The organism is Algoriphagus sp. (genome assembly GCF_046296635.1).
Lineage (GTDB): Bacteria > Bacteroidota > Bacteroidia > Cytophagales > Cyclobacteriaceae > Algoriphagus.
Map to the genome: position 1 here is coordinate 39432 of NZ_JBKBKZ010000017.1, position 21046 is coordinate 60477.

Genomic DNA, 21046 nt, shown 5'->3' on the forward strand with positions numbered 1-21046 from the left:
AAATGAAGTGCCAAGCCTCTGAATCTGCTCAAAACAGCCAGAAAGGCATTTTTTTTTATTTTTCAAAAATTTGAATGTATCAATTCCGAACAGTATATTCTTCGGTTTAGGACAAAAAAATCCCCGAACAGATGCTCGGGGATCTTATTTCTTAACCTAAGGATTTGCCTTATTTGGCAGCCGCAAAACGCTTGCTTACCTCTTCCCAGTTGACCAAATTCCAGAAAGCGGCTACATAATCAGGTCTTCTGTTTTGGTAGTTTAGATAATAAGCATGTTCCCACACATCAAGGCCTAGAAGTGGTGTTCCTTTGATTTCGGCGACATCCATCAATGGATTGTCCTGATTAGCGGAAGAGACCACCTCGAGCTGTCCGGAAGTAGTTACGATCAGCCAAGCCCAGCCAGATCCAAATCTTGTTGCGGCAGCTTTGTTGAAGGTCTCTTTGAAAGAATCAAAATTAAGAAACTTAGCATTGATGGCGCTTGCAAGATCGCCCTGAGGTTCACCTCCACCGGATGGAGAGAGGATGTTCCAAAAAAGACTATGATTAAAATGTCCTCCGCCGTTGTTTCTGACTGCGGCATTTGAGCCAGCTACTTTCATCAGTTCTTCGAGAGACTTACCTTCCAGATTAGTACCGGCTACGGCATTGTTCAGGTTGGTTACATAACCGTTGTGGTGCTTTCCATGGTGAATTTCCATTGTTCGAGCATCAATATGAGGCTCCAAGGCATCAAAAGCATAAGGTAGATTGGGAAGTGTAAAAGCCATATTATGTTAGTTTTGAGTTAAAGAATTTTATTTAAATGAGTTGTTAAACTGTGATTTGTCAACCGCTCCACTCGAAAAAAGGTTCTCCAAAGCTAAAAAAAGCCTTACTCGCGCAATCTTTTGAAAAATTCCAAAACCAAACTTTCCGACTCTTTAGCTAAAATTCCAGAAAAAACCAGAGTCTTGGGATGAAGCATGGCAGGATTACTTTGCCTGAAACCTCTTTTGGGGTCCGAAGCTCCAAAATACAATTCACTGATCTGAGACCAATACAATGCTCCTGCACACATGGGGCAGGGTTCCAAAGTCACATAGAGTCTACAATCAGTAAGGTACTTGGCCCCGAGTGTATTCGCAGCAGCAGTAATGGCGAGCATTTCTGCATGGGCAGTCACATCATTGAGCCGCTCGGTTTGGTTATATGCCCTTCCTATGATTTTGTTTTTGGACACAACTACTGCACCCACAGGTATCTCACCTTCTTCGAAGGCGATTTTGGCTTGTTTCAAAGCCTCGTTCATGAAATATTCGTGCGTATAGAGCTCCAAATTCGATTCGTTATTGGAAGAAAGCAAAAATCTCATCCCGTACTCCTTTATTGATTATGATGGCCAAAATAAGAGAGACCAACAAACCAACAGTAGCTTTGAAAAAATCTTTTCTGCCCAATCTAAAGGCCCTAACCAACCAAGCATTGCGCTTTTTCGCTTTACCATGCTTTCCTAAAGCTATGGCCAATTCACGTCCAGCCAACAATCCGATGAACACCCAAGTAGTGCTCATCGGCACGTTATTGTACATCTTGAAATAGAACAAAATGACGGCATAAACCAAATCCACAATAGTTGCCGCACGAACGTCAGTGACATTAGATTTTTCATCTACAATCACCTGAATTTTGTCGCCTTTCATGTAAAACAAAAATCCCAGTCCCGTAAACACAAATCCTGCGTAAACAACAAGTTCAATGACATCAAGTTGGCGAGGTAAAAACACTGCAATATTTGCTGCATCCTGCATGATCCATACAGACCACAGGATGCCGGATGTGACCCACTGAAAATAAACCCAATAAGGAGAAGCTTCGCCTTTGAGGTAATTTTTAACAAAACGCTCTAAGGAAAACCATACAATCATGGCAAGGGTGAATGCCAGAATATATCCAAAAAAGCTCTTGAACATTACGTCCACAATTGTTCCCGCTTTATAAGTAAAGACATTCAATAATAAAAAAGTGGTGGACACCGGCATTCTGAGTCTTGTCATCACCAAAAGAACAATTGGAGCAGCGAGTTGTAAAAACACAAAACTCTCCGGAGCTTTTTCTAGTCCAGGAACATTCAAGCGTTGAAAAGTCACATCTCCCGCATTTGTAAACCAACTATAAGTCACAGTTCCGACCCAAATCAATCCCATAAAAAGCCAAAGGATATACCAAGGCCTTTTATTATTTGAAGCGATGAACGTACCTATCGTTTGAATACTGTCATTTGCAATAGCCGAATAAGCGGCTAAAACAAAGCCAAACCACATTGCAGCATAAGTGTATGGTGTGATTAGCCCTGCAATTGAAATGAGAATACATACTACAATCAGAAACGGACGCTCACTTTTGGTAAAATCAAAAAGGGAATAAGTCTTTCTCGAGAGTTTTTCCTGATTGATGTTTTGGTCAATTGCTTTTTTTGGGGCCATAATTAGGCTGGTGGAGGAACGGCGACAAAATTAAATAAGATATTCGCTTCTAGTATTAATTAATTGTTAACTAAGAGGAAATCTTATTCTTAAGGTCAAATTTCAGAGGATAACATTCAATATTTGCGTCAATTCCAATAACCCATTTGGATTTGTCAAAAAATCGAAAATTTGCTCAATCAGAAAATTACCGTGAAAAGAGTACAGTATTTAAAAATTTCCCTTTTCCTCTTTACAAATTCAATTTCATTAAGTGCTCAAGATATACCTAACTGGAGAGCCAGAGCAGTGCTCAGTGACAGTGCCTTTGTTGATGTTTTACAGTATTTCCAGGTTTGGAATGTAGTGACCTTAAAGTCAGTGTATGAGCAAGCACCTTCCAGATTAGACACCTATATCCGACGCGCTCGATTTGGACTAGGAGGACAACTCAATAGCAAAGCGTTATTCTATGTGGGTTTTACTTATGACGGTATTGGTAAGGACACTTTGAGTGCTTCAGCAGGTGGTCCAAACCCGAATGACAATCTGACTTTCTCGATTCGAGATGCTTTTTTTACCTATAGGTTCCACCCACTTTTCAATTTGACGCTTGGATACTTTAGGCCACGAGCGGGCAAAGAGTCGATCTACACTTCAGCCTTTAATATTTCTCAAGAGAAGGGTCAGCCCAGTTTTCATCCGAGAGTCCACATGGTAGGAAGAGCAATTGGACGAGAAACCGGGATAAATTTCGGAGGATTCAAAAGAGGTAAAACCCATAGCTTTTTGTACGATCTTGGTTTTTTTGACACCAATCATCCGGCAATTAGAGGTGAAGGGCTTGTTTGGTCTCCACTCCTGACCGCCAGAGGGGTATGGATGATTGGAGACCCGGAATTTGAAACCTATGGTCTGGTTTATTCCCAATCCGGATTTTTGGAGAGAAAAGGATTAAGTCTTGGAGCCAATGTCACCTATCAAAGTAAAACCGACTTGTTTCAAAACAATATGGTCTATGGAATTGATGCCCAGCTAAATTATGGCCCCTTGGATTTACTTGGGGAGTATATGTGGCTTTACAGAGAAACACCAATTAAAGGGAATATTAGGTCCTCCATGGACAACTCCTATGTCATCAAAGGGGCTTGGAATATTGCACTGCAAAAATTCCAAATCTTACAGTTTTCTCTGATGCGAACTGCTACTACACCCGACAATCAATTCCTTGACGCTGGACTTAACTCCTGGACAAATGCAAATTTGCATGAAGAATGGGCAGGCGGATTGAATTGGATGTTGAATAGAAACCGACTAAAACTTGGGCTTCACTATGTGCAAGGTAAAAGACATTTTTTCGGAAATGAGGGAAACAGAGTAGGAGATTTTAGCTATATCAATCCTTCCTTACAATGGATGATGTAAGATAGAGCTAACCAAAACCTAATATTCAAAATAGCGCTTGACAGAACTTTCCATTTTCTTTTAGGCTTTTGTCAAACAACACGTAAAAAATTTCAACTTTGACACGCAAATCTTAGATTTTTAAAAAAAATATAAATCAATCATTGAACTCATAAACCTTTGAACTAAGGTTATGCTAAAATTTGAATGGAAGAACTTGTAAAAGAAAAATCGACCGGAGACAAAGTCAGAAACTATCTGATCGTGTTTTTTTCTCTCTTGCTCTTCATTTTTGCAATCGACTTGCTCACGGTAGCAATGGGCCGTCTCAATAATGATGTCGCTCGGGACATCATTCAAGCCACTCGAAATCCCTTCATCAGTCTTTTTGTAGGATTGCTTGTCACTGCGCTAGTTCAAAGCAGCTCTACTGTCACTGCGAGTATTGTAGCAATCGTAGCCTCCGGCAACATGACTTTACAGCAGGCTGTGCCCATGGTACTAGGTGCAAACATCGGTACCACACTGACTTCAACCCTTGTTTCTTTTACTTTCATCACAAAGAGAAAAGAATTCAAAAGAGCACTTTCGTCTGGAATCTCACATGATATTTTCAATATTTTGAATGTGATCATTTTATTTCCCCTGGAACTTTATTTCAATTTCTTGTCAAAAACGTCAGAAAAGTTAGCCAAACTCTTCGTGTCCAACGAGAACGTGACAGAGAACTTTGAATACAACAGGATCTTCACAAGGGGAACTACCGAATGGATTGTTGAAAATATAAACATCCCATTTCTATCAACTCTCGTTGCCATTTTCCTTGTGTTTTTTTCCATCAAAGTCATGACTACTTCTGTTTACAAAAACTTTGTACTCGACACCTTTCAGGATATCAGTAAGATCATTTTCAAAAATTCCGGGGTATCCTTCATCTATGGAATATTCTTCACAGCGGCTGTTCAATCCAGCACTGTGACGACTTGTCTGGTAGTTCCATTAGTCGCAAATCGAAAAGTAAGTCTGGCAAAGTCTTTTCCTTTTATTATCGGAGCTAATATCGGTACGACTATCACTGCTGTTATTGCATCCATGTATAAAACTGAAGCGGCGATTGCTTTAGCCATTGCCCATGTACTCTTCAATTTTATTGGAGCATTGATATTTTTGCCTTTCCCGGAAATACGTCAAATCCCCATTAAACTTGCTGACTTTATGGGAGACACCTCAGTGCGGAATCGATTTTTCGGCTTTGCTTACATCCTCTTGACTTTCTTCATCATTCCTTTCTTACTGATTTATTTCAGTCGGGAATAGCCTTAGCGCAATGAACGATTGGATTCCATGATTGACTTGGCTGAACTGGTTCCAATTCGATCTGCGCCCGCCCTAATCAGCTCAAGAGCAAAATCCAAGGTCTTAATTCCCCCACTTGCTTTGATGCCTAGAGATGAGGAAAGCGTTTCCCTCATTAGACGGATATCGTCCGCTTTGGCTCCTGTCGGGGCATATCCTGTGGATGTTTTGACAAAATCTGCTCCGGCATCTTGGCAGATTAGACAGGCCTCACGTATCTGATCAGGAGTCAGATAGGCTGTTTCAATGATCACTTTGAGAATTCTTTCTTCCGAATGACAGATTTTTGCCAATTGAGCAATTTCGATTTTAGGCCAGTTCATGCCGGAATGAAAAGCTGTCTGCGACCATACCAAATCCAATTCATCAGCACCATTCAGAATGGCTTCTTTTGTCTCAGCAATTTTGGTCGCAGTATCTTCAAAACCAAATGGAAAGCCAATTACCGTCACTACCTGAATATCCTCCATTTTCAAGTCTCGTTTGGCTTTTTTGACCCAAAAAGGAGGTACGCATACCCCAATGAATTGCTCTTCAATCGCATCCTTAATCAATAGATCAACCTCTCGGTCGGTCATAGTTGGACGCAATAAGGTCGATTCTAAAAAACGGTTTAAATTTTTCATTTTTCTTATCCTTCAGAATCAACAAAATCCTTCAAATACATAAACTCCAAGGTCAAATCACCATCCCTTGCCACAGTTGCCCGCTCCAAAATTGGTGAATTCTCTTCCATTAGCGCAGGAATCACCCATTGCTCCAGCATCTGACCAAATGCACGGGAGGATTCTCTCGGAAGTTCACATGGTAAATTATCTATCGCCATCACTGAGATACTGGTTTGACTTCCAAAAGCAGGGATTTCTATTCCCCGCTCACGCTCTACATCATACACCGGGTCTAAAATATTGGAGGCCCTAAGTGTAGTAGGAATCGAACCACCAATATCACAGGTCACATCAGCTATTACAGAAAGTGAAAAGTCAGGCGAGTTGATGTCCTCTATCTTAAATAATCGCGGCGCTTCGGGATCCCAATAGGCCGCTGCAATTAGCATTTCCCCAGCTTCGGCAAACTTGAGAAAGTGACTTTCATACTTCTCAGGGGAGGAATAAAATTCCTCACGGTCGTATCCTCCATCAGCCTTTCTTCGATTGTAATCAGCCGATTTAAGGACAGTGAAAATCGGCTCTTCGAAATATAAATGAAGGAATTCATGCGTCTCCACTTCAGGAATATTCAAAGCTTCAAGGATTTCTTTTACCCCATTCCCAACTCTACCGGAACCAGTTACCACAATTTTGATCGGAGGAAGTTGAACGTTCTTTAATTCACTTTTCAGTTCCGTAAGATCTTTACACTCGGAGGCACGCTTAATATCATACAAAGCTGTCTTTTTCCCATAGGTCCAGAAGGCATTATAAGCTCCTACAATTCCCGCCCATCGACCAAAAGCTACTACGCGATTTCCATTGTCATCTTTGAGTACTTCGTAGTCGATTAAGCGGATATTCTTATCCAGGATCGCACGAAGTAAGGCCTTGTTATAGCGTTGTTTTTTAATGGTATGTGAAAAAAAGAAATAAGTCTTATCAGCTATTAACTCTGAGACGGGAACTTCTTTCACTCCGAAAAATACATCGCTATCAGAAATATCATCCGAGACTTCAATTCCTGCTTCGACATATTCTTGGTCTGAATAACTACGATGTGGACTTGACTCGATTACAAAGGTCAATTGGTCTCCCAATCGCTCGTTCAAACTTTTTAATTGATCCGGGCAAAAAGGCACTCGCCTGTCAGGTGGGTTTTTTCCTTCACGGATTATTCCGATGTTCATAAAAATTCTGGTAAACCGGGTTTAAAATCTCACAAATGACAAATCTATTGATGGTCCTTAGTTGGGGACTATTCTACTTTCTCCACACAGCACTTGCTGCTTCCAAGTTAAAAATAATTTTGGAGTCAAAATGGCCAAATAGCTACAAGTGGTATAGATTATTCTATTCCATTTTAGCCAGCGTTCTTTTTGTGGGCATTCTGGTTCAAGCGATTTTTCTTCCAGTGGAAGTCGTGTTTGTGCCTGGTAAATTCAGCCAATATGCGGGCTACATGATAGCGACTGCAGGAGTAATTGTCCTTTTACGGTCTTTAAAGCAAATATCGCTGGTTTCGTTTCTAGGCTGGCGCCCCAAAAGAACAGAGAAGGAAGTTCCAGAATTAATCATTTCAGGAATTTATTCCCAAATCAGGCATCCGCTGTATTTGGGATTGTTGGGGATATTTCTTGGATATTTTGTGGTTTCAGGTACGATCGGAGCCTTGATCCATTTGGGCTGTCTTATCGTCTATTTACCCATTGGAATTTACTTCGAGGAAAAAAATCTTATCTCATTTTTTGGAGATAGCTACCGAACCTATCAACAAGACGTACCTGCAATCTTCCCAAGAATCCATAAAAAAAGGGCCTAAGCCCCTGATTTCTTTAATCTATACCAAGGAAGTCAACCTTAAATAGTAATATCGAATTTTCCGGAATTCGATCATTATTCTTCTGATCACGATATGCACGAGGTGAAGGAATTACAAAGATTGCCTTTGACCTCGGTCTAAGTCTACTAAATCCAATATCCCAGCCTTCAATTACACTATTGGTCCTTAAACCGAAGCTAAAAGGACCGTAAACTCTATTTTCGACAAATATATCGTTGGCTTTTGCGATTGTTTCAAGAGACGTGTCAAATACAGCCCCATCCTTCATCAGTGATCCAATATAATTTGTGTAGACAATGGTATTAGGAGTTGGCCTTGTGCCTACACCCTCTTCCTGCACAATTATCACCACACCACTTCGATCATGAATCCGATAGATACTGTCAATTTTTGCAGTATCTAAAAAAGCCACAATCTTGACACTGTCAATTTTAAGATTTGCTGCTACATCGTACGCCGGACCGGTATCGAATGGATTATTGGGTTCGCAGGCAATCATGGAAAATATGCCCAGCAAAAACAAAATCGGTATGAGTCTTTTAATCATGGTTAATTTTGTGGCACTTTGGTCACTTTTATCAAATCAAGTTCAAAAATCAATGGAGCGTTAGCTGGTACCGGGCCACTCGATGAAGTACCGTAACCCAACCTAGAGGGGAAGATAACTGTAGCTTTTTCACCCTCTCTCATGAGAGAAATAGCAAATTCAAAGCCTACAATCGCAAAGTTGAATCCGGGACGAAATTTAAGCGGCTCATATTTTCGCGTGCTGTTAAAAATACCGTTATCCTTGGCTACTTGTTCAATTGAGGTGTCAAATACTTGATCACTCAGAAGCCTCCCAGTATAATTAACCCGTACAGTATCACCTCTTACCACACTTAATGCAGTAGAATCCCTAGCAACTTGCCAGAACATATAAAACCCTTCTTCCTCCTCCTTATATTCCTTCACACTAGTGATAGGTTTCTCAAGGAGGTATTTTTCAATCGCTTCTTTATTTTGCACTAAGATTACCTCTTGCGTTTGATCTTGGTCTATGCAAGAAACTGTACCAAGAAGAAAAGCTGCAAATACGATCAATCGGAAGTTCATATGTTCTGGTTTAGTTTAAACTTTACTCAGAAATCTTATTTCTGTACGTCGGTTACTTCTACGTCAAAGATTAAAATTGAGTTTGCCGGAATCATTGCTCCTGCTCCTGCCTCGCCATAAGCCAAAGGTGAAGGGATCAGGAATTTTGCCTTGGATCCTTTCTTCAGTAACATCAGACCTTCGTCCCATCCTGGGATTACTTGGCCCATACCTACATTGACAGATAGTGGTTCATAAGGACGTCCTTCGTTGAAGATTCCATTTGTCTTCGCAATCTCCGGCCAAGAAGTATCAAACAAAGTCCCGTTAAGCAAATAACCGGCATAGTTCACATACATGGTAGTGCCTGGGGTAGTTGCCTCGCCTGTTCCTTCTTTTTCGATTACATAATAAAGACCGTTTTCAGTCTTCTGTACATTCAAACCTTTTTCAGTTGCATAAGCCTCGATAGTTTTTGCTTCTTCCACTACAAGAACTTTCGCTCTTTCGATGCTTTTCGTTTGCTCAGCCATCATGACTTCTTGGTAATATACCTGCATGGCAGAGTCAGTTTTGACATCAAATGCTCCCAATTTCACTTTAACCACATCGTCTTCTTTCAAGAAGGGAGGATGGTTACCGTTGAAAATAATTTTTGCAGTAGACTTAAAATTGATTGAGTCCCCTTTTCTTAGAGTCAGGAAAATTTCATCCATTCCATTTTGTGGAGAAAGGGTATCATTCGCCATTAGGTAACCTGGGAATGGCTGATCGATCGTGCTGTAAATAACCGAATCACTGGCAGTGGTGATTTCTAAGTTATAAAGAAGGAAATCTCCGTTAGGAGCTTTTTCTTTTCCTTCTTTGATGTATGAGTACTCGATTCCGTCCTTTTCAGTGACTTTTTTCTTCTGACATGAAGAAATAGTGCTCGCTCCAAACATCAGAACGAGGATTGCCATTAGGCTTTTTGTGTTTTGCATAAACGATTGGTGAATTTTCTGATTAATGTTTTTGTGCCTGAATTATCCTGCGGTGACTGTCTCAGAAGGAAACAGCTCATCCTGGCATTTTTCAACAAGGGATTCAAATAGATCAACGGTTTCTTTCAGGCTTGCGTCAGATTTTCCTCCGGCAGCATTTTTATGTCCACCTCCGTTGAAGTAGGACGTAGCAAATTTATTTATTGCTACATCGCTGCTGGATCGGAAGGATATTTTTATTCCGTCTTCCCGCTCTGAAAATAAGGCTGCGATATCAATTCCGTCCAAAGATAAGGCATAATTGACCAATCCTTCGGTGTCCCCTGTTTGGCTTTGATATTTTTTAAGATCTTTTTTGCTGATTACAAAGTAGGCAGTATGCAAATCCTCCCGGACTACTAATCTTCTTGTGATCGCAAATCCAATAAATTTAAGTCGGTTGACTGAGTTGGAATCATAGATCCAGTTGGAGATCTGGGAGCAATCGGCCCCTTTATCGATCAATTCCGCAACGACTAGGTGAACATTCTTGGTAGTATTAGGATGACGGAATCCTCCCGTATCGGTCATAATACCTGAATAAAGGCAATCAGCGATATCTTTATCTATTTCATCCTTATCGCCCAATTCCACAATCAGTTCGTAAATCAATTCGCAGGTTGCGGCCGCCATGGTGCTCCAATACCTAAAGTCCGCAAAATCCTCAGGTTCTTGGTGATGGTCAATATTCACAACGAAGGCATTGGACTTTCGAATCATCTCACCCAACTCATTGACCCTGCCGAGCACGGAGAAATCAAGGCAAAAGATCATATCAGCTTCCTTCAATTTCTGGGTTGCTAATTCTGTGTCTTTGGGGTTACTGAAGTCCAGCACGGATTCATTCCCTTTCATCCAAGTTAGGAAAGAGGGATAATCGGATGGAGTCACTACGGTGACTTCGTGTCCTTTTTTGAGCAGGTAATTCGCCAAACCCAAAGACGAACCCAATGCATCTGCATCAGGCTTGACATGAGTTGTGATGAATATTTTCTTAGGTGCGGAAAGTTCTTTTTTAAACGAGTCTAAAGCTTCCATTAATATTATTTCAGCAGCACTTCTGGCCTTAGTAGCCTGCAAATGTCTGCAAATTTTCCAGAAATCCCAAAGAACTCATTTATCTGAAAATTAGAGGAATAGCCCAGAATTTCAGAAAGTACGCAGGAATATGCTGGGAAAACCCTTATTTTTGCGGCCAAATTAAACCAAGATAAAACAACATCCCATGGCAAGTAACAGAACATTCACGATGATCAAGCCGGACGCATTTGAGGCTGGAAACTCAGGGGCTATCCTAAAAATGATCGAAGAGGCAGGCTTCAAAATTGTGGCCATGAAAGCTACCCAGTTGACTCCTGATTTGGCGGGTAAATTTTATGAAGTGCATAAAGAAAGACCCTTCTACGCAGACCTATGCAGGTATATGTCTTCAGGACCGATCATTGCAGCGATTCTGGAGAAAGATAATGCAGTGGAAGATTTTCGCACTTTGATCGGAGCTACCAATCCTGCAAATGCAGCAGAAGGTACCATCAGAAAGATTTTTGCTACATCAATCGAAGCTAACGCTGTTCACGGATCTGACTCAGATGAGAATGCGGCAATCGAAGGAAACTTCTACTTTTCTCAATCGGAAAGAGTTCTTTAATAATTTTACTTTAGGCAAGATTCATAAAAAAAGCGCTCCGAGAAGCGCTTTTTTTATTTTGTAAGGAGGTGGTTTTTGCTTTTTGTCAAATTTCACGAAGCGACTTTTGGACCAATTTTTAAGAATTTTCCTTTATCTACTCATAAAAAAACTCAGCGTAGTTTTTTTGCTGAAAGGAAAAGTAGGGATCAAACTCAAACTGTGCGATGAGCCTTCCCTTCTGGTCGTAGACATATCGATACCAATCCTGTCTTGGACCCTCTAACCTTCCATTTTGGCTCGCCTCTTTCGCCACCAATAGATCGGCCTCATAGCGATAAAACATGAAGTTGAGCTCAACTTCTTTATCAGTTTTGATAGCACTCCATTCACGCGCGATTCTGTCTTGTTGGTCATAGGCAAAATTCTGTGACTCTACACCATTTCCAGCAGAAGTCTCCATACTAATCAATCTTCCTTTTTCATCATATCGGTAAGTTACTGCCAGATAGCGTGGTTTTTCTGCTGATGTAGCATACCTCTCTATCAACTTCCCTTCCGAATCATAGATATAATCAGCTGTGTTCATCCACTCTGGTAACATCCCACTTCGATACCTGAAGGAATGGATGTACCGCAGTTTTTCGTTCTCATATCTCTGCAACGAGATCTCCAAAGTATCTCCATCGGCACCTTTTTGAATGCGGTAACTAAATTCACCTCCAACTGGATAATAAAAATCTAGAGTAATGAAGGGTCTTTTGGGATCACAGCAATAGCTAATCGACCTTACCACCTTCCCCGTACCCGTAGCCAAAGGCATTTGCATCACATCCCTGAGTTGCTCCTCCAGGGTGAGAGGGTCAGATATAGGAGCTCCGGTCTCTTCACAACCCGACAAGAAAATTAAACCAAGCAAGATGACTAAGATATGCCTCATTGTCTTTTAGTTTAAAAATGGAACCTAACCTTAACGTATCAGATATCAACAAATTATCGCATGCCCACTTAAAAAGCAAGTTTTATTAAGGGCATGAATTAATCAATAGTGTTTTTGAAAGGCGAGAAAGCAAAAAAGCACCTCTTATGAAGTGCTTTTAATGTTCTATTGTTACCATTAGAAGTTACCAGCTTCCGCCTGCACCACCACCTCCAAAGGATCCACCACCGAAGCCGCCAAATCCTCCGCCGCCCCCTCCGAAGCCTCCTCCAAATGATCCACGACCGGAAGAAAAATCACCAAACTTACCTCCACCGCCACCCCTTAGCATATTAGCTAACATGATGGTGGTCCAAAGGTCAATCCCTCCACCTTTTCCTCCCATATGGTTATCGTTGTCTTTTCTGTTTTTGATCAAAGGAAGGATAACAAAAACGAAAAAGAAAAGCAGCAATAGGAAGAAGGCACCTCCATGGTCCCCGTCTGATTGCACGTCTTCTGCTTTGTACTCTCCGGAGGCCAATTTGAAAATCATGTCAGTTGCCTGATCCAATCCCTGATAATAGGATTCCATTTTGAAATTTGGAGTGATCAAATTCGTGACTATTCTTTTGGCCAACGCATCGGGCACGACACCCTCCATTCCCCGACCTGTTGCGATAAAGACTTTCCGGTCATCCATCGCAGCCAAAATCAGAATACCATTATCCTTTGAGCTTCCTATTCCCCAATTCTCACCTAGACGCTGAGAATAATCAGCAATCTCATATTCTCCCGTGGATCGCATCATCACGATGGCGATCTGTGTAGAAGTACTGTCATTGTATGCCACCAGCTTTTGTTCCAAACGAGCGACTTCATCTGCCGAAAGCGTTCCGGTAAAGTCTGTCACCAGGCGTGGTGGATTAGGTATTGTAGGAAAATCCTGTGCATGTATCTGCCCGAATAACAGGACAAAAAATAACAGGAAAGGTGGCTGTTTAGCCAAAAGATATTTCATCAGAAAGTTCGTTTTGATCACCCTTTTGGTCAAATGGGAAATGAGCTCCCAGTTGATCTCCGGCTTGATGTATTCCTGCGATGAGCCCTTGCGTAAATTTTCCTTCTCGAAAAAGAGCGGTCATTGCGTCTTTCGTACTCACCCAAAAGTCTTTGGGAACCACAGCATTGATTCCTGCATCACCAAGAATTGCAAATTTGTGATCCAAAACCGCCAAGTAAAACAATACTCCATTTCGGTCTTTGGTTTGGTACATTTTTAAGGTTTCAAAAACCTCCGCTGCACGATCCAGTACGTCACCTTTGCAATGATTTTCGATGTGAACCTGAATTTCTCCAGAGGTACGGGTCTCAGCAGACTGAATCGCAGCTGTGATCTGAGCCTTTTCCTCCGGAGAAAATAATTTTTCAGCCATAATTAAAATTGAACTGTTGGTGCATTTTGAGCTCCTTCGGAAGCCTTGAATGTTCCTTTTATTTCAAATCCGTACCAGCCCGCAAAAATATTGTTTGGAAAAGTTCGGATGCTCGCATTGTATGCCACTACGGATTCATTGAAGTTTCTTCTGGCTACAGCAATCCGATTTTCAGTTCCTTCCAGTTGTGCCTGAAGCTCCAGAAAGTTTTGATTAGCCTTAAGATCGGGATATCGTTCTACTGTCACGAGTAATCGGCTCAAAGCACCTGAAAGTTGGTCCTGCGCTTGTTGAAACTGTGCAAGATTTTCAGGAGTCAAGTTTGTCGGATCGATCGTCATAGAAGTGGCTTTCGAGCGAGCTTCAATAACGCCGGTAAGCGTCTCTTGTTCGAAATCCGCATAGCCTTTTACAGTGGCTACTAGATTGGGAATGAGGTCAGCACGACGCTGGTATTGAGTTTCGACTTCAGCCCACTGTCCGTTAACTTGCTCTTCTGACTGAACAAATTGGTTGTAACTCCCAACTGCTTTGGTGTATAGATAGATACCCAAAACAGCAATAATTGCAACAGGGATAAGGAATTTTTTCATAGTTCAAAGGTTGTGTTTAAAAACGAGTGGTTACACGGATTTTCATCAAGTGTGTTTAAATCTGGATGCAAAGTTATCCAAATTATCTCTTGTGAAAGGATTATTTATATCTGCTTTTTGAGATAAATGCTAACCTTATAGTCGCTATAGTTAGTAAGATCATCACCCTGATAGCGTCTCATTTCTAACTGAACTTCCTTGCCTTCTTCTGACCGAAAGAGCTTGAAAACATCAGAGAGCTCCCAAAGAAAAACCGGAATCTTATTGACTTTCAAAATTTCATCATAGGGCAAAATACCCGTTTTATAAGCAGGAGAATTCAAACGGACTTCACTTACATAAAATCGGTTTTCATCGGTGGGGATTTTTTTCACAATCAGCCCACTCATGTCAAATTCGAATGGTGCATAAAAATTTTCCCCTTTCCTGATGTAGGCTTTTTTTCTTGGATAATCCAGTAGTAAACGAGTCCTTCCAAGCACCTCAGACCCCAAACTTCCTTGCCTTCCTGTAGCTACAATGATTTCACTGAAGGTATTCATGTCAGGATAGGAGGTGAGAACTTCTTTCATATTTAGCCCTCTCAATTTGAGGGTGTTTACCCTGCCGATATACCCGTAAAGCACACCTCCTAGGGATTGCCCTAGCTGCGATTCAATAAACACGGGAGGCATTCTGATGTCATCTGATGTCTCTTGATTAAGCAAGAGCCCGTGATTTGCCCCTGTATCTATCAATAACTTAGCGGTGATGGTTGGTCCTCGCTTTTGATTAATCTTAGCCTTAATATAGGACTTGTTTTCCTCTAGTGAGATGTCAAACTTTCGATAAAAAGGAGGCTTCCATTTTAAGGAGTTTGATTTATAAAAGTCTATGAAGGCTCCATCATAATGGATCTTGACGGGATTAAACTTGAAAAATTCGTAGCCAATAATACCATAAACAGGAACCCCAATCACTGATTCCAACTCGAAGAAATCTTCCTCTAATACCAATAGACTTTGCATTTTTCCTTCAATAAGACCTAGGTCTAGCGTATTGATTGGTGACACCTGAGCCATGATTACTGTGGAGCCGTCAGCTCCGGCAATGCTCAGCCTTCGGGTATATTCCAAATCCAATACATCTCCGAGAGTCTTGCTAAAAAGGATGTTAGAACGAACTCCTGTATCAATGAGAAAATTAATAGGTTCATTGCCGTTGATCCTAACGGGAAGAATTATTAAACTATTAGAACTATAAAATGGGATCCTTACCTTTCTAGCCTCTTCTTTCATAAAGAAGCCCGGAACTTGACCCTTTGCAAAGTCAATGGTAAGAAAAAATAAAATCGGCAGAAGAATTAGTTTTCTAAAGATCATTTGGGTTGGGGCGATCATTATTAGAAGTTAATTAGATTTTTAATAGCCTTCTACTACCTTAACCTCTATTTGCTTGTTTAAATGTTGAAATAATTCAATGAATTATTCTACCTAATTTAGACTGAAACCAAATTAACTTACTACACTCTATATCATTTGACAAAAATAACCTAATACCTCATCTTTAATAATTAACCACAAAACCTACATGGCGGATACAGCGCTAATCGAGAAAGCAAAAAAAATTTTCGAAAACTTCCTGCTCAAACAGGGTAACAGGAAAACTCCTGAGCGATTTTCCGTCCTCGACGAGCTATATATTCTCCCCGAAGATGAGCATATTGATGTAGAAGGGCTTTTTCTCAAAATGAGGAATAAAGGCTACACCATCAGCCGAGCGACCATTTACAATACCCTCGATCTACTCGTGGAAAGTAGCTTGGCGGTCAAGCATCAATTCAAAGACAAAGTGGCACTTTATGAACAAGCCCTCACATATAAGCATCATGATCATCATGTCTGCAACCAATGTCAAAAAATCCGTGAGTTCTCAGACCCAAAAATAAACGAGATTAAAGAGTCGATGGGTAGAGAGTTCCAATCAAAAATCACCAGTCACTCTCTCGTCTTATATGGTGACTGTCGAATTGAAAACTGTGAAAACCTCAGCCCACTTCAGACCTTCTGAAAATTCGTTTATAAATCGGCTTTCTAAAAGCAAACTGAAGCCATAAAGCCGGATAGAGTAAATAAGTCAAAATCCCGAATGGTGCTTCATATTCGATTTCATCCCTGATTATTGATCCTATTCCTGAAGAAATAATCCGATGCTTGTGTTTCCATTTTTTAAGAAAAAAGGGTAGCTCCACACCTTCATCTATAAAGTAAAACTCTAGGTCAGTGGTATTGTCTTCAATGATCTCACTCGTCCATTTTTGTTTGAAAAAAATGAAATTCAGTTCCAGCGTGACCAGATCACCTTTTTCTGAACCATCGAAGCGAAGTAATTTGACTGGAGGAAATGGTGGGCTCAGTTTAGTGAAAAGCGTTTCATTGAATCCGGCTTTGACATCCAGATATCCTTGTTCAACATGAGTTTCGAGATGGATTTGCATCAAAAGCTAAGGACAAATAGAAAAAACAAAACCAACCAGATGGCATCCATAAAGTGCCAATATAGAGTAAAAAGGCGGATCCGCATTTTTTCAAAAGGATTAGTGACTAAGATTAACTTTCGAACCCCGTCTTCCTGTGTTTTGCGAAGCTGAATTAAAAGAATAAGCGCAAAAATCATCGCCCCAAGCAAATGGAAAATGTGAATGCCGGAGAGTAAGTAAAGGAAACTTCCACTTGGTAGGCCTGTAAAATTAATTCCCATATCTGTGAGTTCCCTCCATCCAGCGAATTGTAGAATAGTAAATATTAACCCCAACATGAAGGTATTTCTTAAAGAGCTTTCGAGCTTTGGGATATTCTCTTCCTGATAGTAAAGTCTCATTTTGGCAGCTGTATATCCTGAAACAATAAGCAGAAATGTGGAAATCAAAAATGCTACGGGAATCCTTTGATTTAACCCTTCCAATTGATTCAATCCTGAAGAAATGAACGCCACCGCCAAAAACAAAAAAATCAGTCCGCTTCCAAACATGCCTAAATAGAGCATTGTCTCATAGGGATGGAGATTTTCCACCCGCTGAAACCAGGTTTGAGGTTCTTTGGTACGATTCATTTACAGGAAAACATTTTGATTGATGCTTGGTTCAGAAATTTATCAAATACACCAGTATTAGCCCGAAAAAGGTCAGAATAACCTAAATTTGGCCTTCGCAATTTTCTCCTAACCTTTCCTGCTTTGGATCGTCAGTCCTTTCTCACTATTTATCAATCCGACCCCATTTTTCAGACGCTTGCCCTTCAGCTTGCATCCTCCGAAAAGTTCAAAATGCAACTTCGAGGGCTATCAGGGAGTTTGGACATGATTCTTTTGGCTTCATTTTTTGAAAAAAACGGAGGCTTTCACCTGATTATTGCTCAGGATAAGGAGGAAGCGGCGTATTTCAATTCAGATTTACAAAATCTGCTTCAAACGGAGCAGCATATGATTTTTCCGGGGAGCTTTAAGCGCCCTTATCAATATGACGAAGTGGACAATGCCAATGTCCTGATGCGGGCTGAAATCATGAATCAGATTTTGGAGAGCAAAGGAGAATCTCGAATCGTGATCACCTATCCTGAGGCACTTTACGAAAAAGTAATTAACAAGCGTTCGCTCGTGGAAAACACGTTCACTGCACGAGTCGGCGAATCAGTGGACATGGAGTTTGTCTCAGAAATTTTGGCGAGCTACGATTTTGAGCGGACCGACTTTGTGTATGAACCCGGGCAATTTGCCATTCGAGGTGGAATTCTGGATGTTTTTTCATACAGCAATGAGCATCCCTATCGATTAGAACTTTTTGGAAAAGAAATCGAAAGCATCCGAACCTTCGATCCTGAAACACAACTTTCTATCGCAACGGTTGAGTTAATCTCCTTAATTCCAAACGTTCAGACCAAACTCCTGCAGGAGGTCAGGCAGTCATTTTTAGGCTTCCTGCCGGAAAAATCCATCATTTGGCTCAAGGATTTTCAATTGACCTCGGATGTGATGGATGAATCTTTTCACAAAGCCGAACAAGCATTTACACAGATTGTATCCCGATCCAATACTGAAAACCTCCTTCTCAAGCCCACCGATTTATTTGATAGAGGGATTGACTTTGCAGCAACAATCGAGGGTTTTTCTACCGTTGAATTTGGCCGACAATTTTATCTGAAAACCGAGCAAAAAGTAATTTGGGAAAGTCAACCTCAACCCTCATTCAATAAGAACTTTGGATTGATTGTCACCAATTTTGCCGAAAACGAAAAACAGGGTTTCACCAATATGATTACTGCGGAAAATGATAAGCAAATCGATCGATTGCTGGGAATTTTCCATGAATTGGATCCTACACTTCAGGTCCAACCCATGCTTTTGGGATTAAGAGAGGGGTTTGTGGACAAGCAGTCTAAAATCGTATGCTACACGGACCATCAGCTATTCGAGCGTTTTCACCGATACAAATCGCGGGCAAAAGCCAGCAAGTCCAAAGCTCTCACGATTAAAGAACTCAAATCACTACATCCGGGCGATTATATTGTTCACATAGATTATGGAGTTGGTCGCTTTGCAGGCTTGGAAAGAGTGGATGTAGGTGGCAAAATGCAGGAAGCCGTCCGTTTGATTTTTAGAGACGATGACTTGCTGTATGTCAACATTCATTCCCTTCACAAGATTTCTAAATATTCAGGGCAGGAAGGTCAAGTTCCGTCCATGTCAAAACTTGGTTCGCCAGAGTGGGACAACAAGAAATCCCGGGTCAAAAAGCAAGTCAAAGACATCGCCAAGGACTTGATAAACCTGTATGCCAAGCGAAGGACTGCTCCTGGTTTTGCGTTTTCAAGAGATTCTGTTTTACAGGTGGAGTTGGAATCCTCCTTTATTTATGAGGATACTCCAGATCAGGCTTTGGCCACTTTCGATGTCAAATCAGACATGGAAAAGTCATATCCTATGGATCGGTTGGTATGTGGAGATGTGGGTTTTGGAAAAACAGAAGTTGCCATCCGTGCGGCCTTTAAGGCCGTCAATGATCGAAAGCAAGTGGCAATCTTGGTTCCCACTACCATTTTGGCCATGCAGCATTTCCATACGTTCAGTGAGCGATTGGAAAATTTGCCAGTAAAAGTGGAATACATCAACCGGTTTCGTTCTGCAAAAGAAATCAAGGAGATCATTTCTCAAGTTAAGACCGGAGAAATCGACATTCTAGTCGGTACACACAAGATTGTCAACAAAGACATTGTTTTCCGGGATCTCGGCCTATTGATAATCGATGAGGAGCAGAAGTTTGGAGTCAAAACAAAAGATCAGCTCAAAAATCTTCGGGTAAACGTCGACGTATTGACCTTGACTGCAACTCCGATTCCAAGAACCTTACACTTCTCCCTTATGGGCGCAAGGGATCTGTCAGTGATTGCAACTCCTCCACCGAACAGGCAACCCGTAACTACGGAAGTTCAGACATTTCAGGAGGAAGTAATCCGGGATGCCGTGGCTTATGAGCTAAGGCGTGGCGGACAAGTCTTCTTTGTTCACAACCGGGTGGGGGAAATCGACAGCATTGCAAATTTGATTATGAAGTTGGTGCCGGACGCTCGAGTGATTGGTGCGCATGGACAGATGGATGGGAAAAAGCTGGAAAAGGTCATGGTCGATTTTATTAATCATGAATACGATGTCTTAGTTTCTACCAATATAATAGAGTCAGGTCTGGACATCCCCAATGCCAATACGATCATCATCAATCGGGCACACATGTTTGGTTTGAGCGATCTTCATCAGATGAGAGGAAGGGTGGGAAGAAGCAATAAAAAAGCGTTTTGTTTTCTTTTGACTACCCCAATGTCAGGGCTGACGGCGGAAGCGAGAAAGCGACTTCAGACTTTGGAAGAGTTTTCAGATTTGGGAGATGGCTTCAAAGTAGCCATGAAAGATCTTGACATTCGTGGTGCAGGAAATTTGCTGGGTGCAGAGCAAAGTGGTTTTATCACAGATTTGGGTTTTGAGATGTATCACAAAATCCTGGATGAGGCAGTGCAGGAATTGAAGGAAAATGAGTTTGCAGCCCTTTTCGAAACCGATCTCGTAGCAAAAGTCAAAGTGCTAGTCCAAGACTGCACGATAGAGACTGATTTGGAACTACTCATTCCGGAAGAATACGTCACCAATATCAGTGAGCGATTGGGCCTATATTCGAAGTTGGATGGGATCAAAAATGAAGAAGAATTAGAAAAGTTTTCACTCATGCTCCAAGATCGTTTTGGGCCATTCCCAAAGGCAGTCAGTGACTTAATGGAGACAGTTCGTTTACGTTGGCTGGCAGAAAAGCTTGGAATTGAGAAGCTTGTCTTGAAAGGAAGGCAAATGAAGTGTTATCTTTTGCCTTCAAATAGAGATGACTTCTATTCTTCTGTTGTTTTTGGAAAAATTATGCAGTTTGCTCAGGTTCATTCCAAGCTCTGCAAAATAAAAGAACACAAGAACCGTTTGATAATAACATTTGAGGGAGTGCCGACTATCCAAAAGGCTCAAAAAGTACTTTCCGAAATGAATTTGTAAGAAAATTATTAAAATTTAACTGGCATAAATATTGCATTTTCGATTATCGATTTTGTAGTATCTGCCTCTATCAGTTCATTTGAAGCGGTTTTGATAATCCTTGAAAATT

Annotated in this window: 22 protein-coding genes; 6 read left to right on the top strand and 16 right to left on the bottom strand. The window is 41.1% G+C overall.

Features of this window, described 5'->3' with window-relative positions; all coding sequences use genetic code 11:
• Positions 1 to 169 precede the first annotated feature (169 nt).
• The 3 genes from ACK4HU_RS13300 to ACK4HU_RS13310 form a co-directional block, all read right to left on the bottom strand.
• Positions 170 to 775 carry a superoxide dismutase gene (locus tag ACK4HU_RS13300; protein WP_409807506.1) on the bottom strand — a complete coding sequence of 202 codons (606 nt, stop codon included), beginning with the start codon at positions 773 to 775 and terminating at the stop codon, positions 170 to 172.
• Between the two features lie 104 nt (positions 776 to 879).
• Positions 880 to 1359 (bottom strand): nucleoside deaminase, encoded by a 480-nt coding sequence (locus ACK4HU_RS13305; RefSeq protein WP_409807508.1) that lies wholly within the window; start codon positions 1357 to 1359, stop codon positions 880 to 882.
• Complete coding sequence (locus ACK4HU_RS13310) at positions 1334 to 2470, bottom strand: hypothetical protein (protein ID WP_409807510.1); 1137 nt, start codon at positions 2468 to 2470, stop codon at positions 1334 to 1336. The genes ACK4HU_RS13305 and ACK4HU_RS13310 overlap by 26 nt, the downstream gene beginning before the upstream one ends.
• A gap of 192 nt (positions 2471 to 2662) precedes the next feature.
• On the opposite strand from ACK4HU_RS13310, the gene ACK4HU_RS13315 reads away from it, so the two are divergent.
• Together ACK4HU_RS13315 and ACK4HU_RS13320 are read left to right on the top strand one after the other, a co-directional pair.
• Positions 2663 to 3874, top strand: coding sequence for a porin (locus ACK4HU_RS13315; RefSeq protein ID WP_409807512.1), 1212 nt, complete (start codon positions 2663 to 2665; stop codon positions 3872 to 3874).
• Between the two features lie 186 nt (positions 3875 to 4060).
• Positions 4061 to 5170, top strand: a complete 1110-nt coding sequence (locus ACK4HU_RS13320; protein ID WP_409807514.1) for a Na/Pi symporter — start codon at positions 4061 to 4063, stop codon at positions 5168 to 5170.
• Between the two features lie 2 nt (positions 5171 to 5172).
• Here the strand turns inward: ACK4HU_RS13320 and deoC are convergent, their stop codons facing one another.
• Complete coding sequence (gene deoC / locus ACK4HU_RS13325; RefSeq protein ID WP_409807515.1) at positions 5173 to 5835, bottom strand: deoxyribose-phosphate aldolase; 663 nt, start codon at positions 5833 to 5835, stop codon at positions 5173 to 5175.
• A gap of 5 nt (positions 5836 to 5840) precedes the next feature.
• Positions 5841 to 7049 carry an NAD(P)-dependent oxidoreductase gene (locus tag ACK4HU_RS13330; protein WP_409807517.1) on the bottom strand — a complete coding sequence of 403 codons (1209 nt, stop codon included), beginning with the start codon at positions 7047 to 7049 and terminating at the stop codon, positions 5841 to 5843.
• Between the two features lie 35 nt (positions 7050 to 7084).
• Here ACK4HU_RS13330 and ACK4HU_RS13335 point away from each other — a divergent pair, with 35 nt between their 5' ends.
• A complete protein-coding gene (locus ACK4HU_RS13335) occupies positions 7085 to 7681 on the top strand; it encodes a methyltransferase family protein (protein WP_409807518.1) in 597 nt (198 codons plus the stop codon).
• Between the two features lie 13 nt (positions 7682 to 7694).
• On the opposite strand, the gene ACK4HU_RS13340 is transcribed toward ACK4HU_RS13335, so the two are convergent.
• Genes ACK4HU_RS13340 through ACK4HU_RS13355 form a run of 4 tightly spaced genes read right to left on the bottom strand, consistent with a single transcriptional unit; the run spans position 7695 to position 10836 of the window.
• A complete protein-coding gene (locus tag ACK4HU_RS13340) occupies positions 7695 to 8249 on the bottom strand; it encodes an FKBP-type peptidyl-prolyl cis-trans isomerase (protein WP_409807520.1) in 555 nt (184 codons plus the stop codon).
• Between the two features lie 2 nt (positions 8250 to 8251).
• Positions 8252 to 8797, bottom strand: coding sequence for an FKBP-type peptidyl-prolyl cis-trans isomerase (locus ACK4HU_RS13345; protein ID WP_409807522.1), 546 nt, complete (start codon positions 8795 to 8797; stop codon positions 8252 to 8254).
• Positions 8798 to 8832: 35 nt separating this feature from the next.
• Positions 8833 to 9759 (bottom strand): FKBP-type peptidyl-prolyl cis-trans isomerase, encoded by a 927-nt coding sequence (locus ACK4HU_RS13350; protein ID WP_409807524.1) that lies wholly within the window; start codon positions 9757 to 9759, stop codon positions 8833 to 8835.
• 42 nt (positions 9760 to 9801) lie between these two features.
• Positions 9802 to 10836, bottom strand: coding sequence for a DHH family phosphoesterase (locus tag ACK4HU_RS13355; protein WP_409807526.1), 1035 nt, complete (start codon positions 10834 to 10836; stop codon positions 9802 to 9804).
• A gap of 187 nt (positions 10837 to 11023) precedes the next feature.
• On the opposite strand from ACK4HU_RS13355, the gene ACK4HU_RS13360 reads away from it, so the two are divergent.
• A complete protein-coding gene (locus ACK4HU_RS13360; RefSeq protein WP_409807527.1) occupies positions 11024 to 11446 on the top strand; it encodes a nucleoside-diphosphate kinase in 423 nt (140 codons plus the stop codon).
• Between the two features lie 136 nt (positions 11447 to 11582).
• On the opposite strand, the gene ACK4HU_RS13365 is transcribed toward ACK4HU_RS13360, so the two are convergent.
• The 5 genes from ACK4HU_RS13365 to ACK4HU_RS13385 all read right to left on the bottom strand — a co-directional run bounded on the left by ACK4HU_RS13365 (position 11583) and on the right by ACK4HU_RS13385 (position 15734).
• Positions 11583 to 12365, bottom strand: coding sequence for a hypothetical protein (locus ACK4HU_RS13365; protein ID WP_409807529.1), 783 nt, complete (start codon positions 12363 to 12365; stop codon positions 11583 to 11585).
• Between the two features lie 184 nt (positions 12366 to 12549).
• Positions 12550 to 13365, bottom strand: coding sequence for a TPM domain-containing protein (locus tag ACK4HU_RS13370; RefSeq protein WP_409807531.1), 816 nt, complete (start codon positions 13363 to 13365; stop codon positions 12550 to 12552).
• Positions 13346 to 13780 (bottom strand): TPM domain-containing protein, encoded by a 435-nt coding sequence (locus tag ACK4HU_RS13375; RefSeq protein ID WP_409807533.1) that lies wholly within the window; start codon positions 13778 to 13780, stop codon positions 13346 to 13348. Before ACK4HU_RS13375 ends, ACK4HU_RS13370 begins: the two co-directional genes overlap by 20 nt.
• A 2-nt stretch (positions 13781 to 13782) precedes the next feature.
• Positions 13783 to 14373 (bottom strand): LemA family protein, encoded by a 591-nt coding sequence (locus ACK4HU_RS13380; protein WP_409807535.1) that lies wholly within the window; start codon positions 14371 to 14373, stop codon positions 13783 to 13785.
• A gap of 104 nt (positions 14374 to 14477) precedes the next feature.
• Positions 14478 to 15734 (bottom strand): aspartyl protease family protein, encoded by a 1257-nt coding sequence (locus ACK4HU_RS13385; protein WP_409807537.1) that lies wholly within the window; start codon positions 15732 to 15734, stop codon positions 14478 to 14480.
• Positions 15735 to 15942: 208 nt separating this feature from the next.
• Between ACK4HU_RS13385 and ACK4HU_RS13390 the strand changes: the two genes are divergently transcribed.
• Positions 15943 to 16422 (top strand): Fur family transcriptional regulator, encoded by a 480-nt coding sequence (locus ACK4HU_RS13390; protein WP_409807539.1) that lies wholly within the window; start codon positions 15943 to 15945, stop codon positions 16420 to 16422.
• On the opposite strand, the gene ACK4HU_RS13395 is transcribed toward ACK4HU_RS13390, so the two are convergent.
• Both ACK4HU_RS13395 and ACK4HU_RS13400 read right to left on the bottom strand, forming a co-directional pair.
• Complete coding sequence (locus ACK4HU_RS13395) at positions 16400 to 16849, bottom strand: SRPBCC family protein (protein WP_409807540.1); 450 nt, start codon at positions 16847 to 16849, stop codon at positions 16400 to 16402. The two genes, ACK4HU_RS13390 and ACK4HU_RS13395, sit on opposite strands and share 23 nt — an antisense overlap.
• The gene (locus ACK4HU_RS13400) at positions 16849 to 17463 is read right to left on the bottom strand and encodes a heme-copper oxidase subunit III (RefSeq protein WP_409807542.1); all 615 of its coding nucleotides are present in this window, start codon (positions 17461 to 17463) and stop codon (positions 16849 to 16851) included. The genes ACK4HU_RS13395 and ACK4HU_RS13400 overlap by 1 nt, the downstream gene beginning before the upstream one ends.
• 123 nt (positions 17464 to 17586) lie before the next feature.
• Between ACK4HU_RS13400 and mfd the strand changes: the two genes are divergently transcribed.
• Entirely contained in the window at positions 17587 to 20937 is a 3351-nt protein-coding gene (mfd, locus tag ACK4HU_RS13405) for a transcription-repair coupling factor (protein ID WP_409807543.1), read from the top strand.
• The last annotated feature ends 109 nt before the right edge of the window (positions 20938 to 21046 follow it).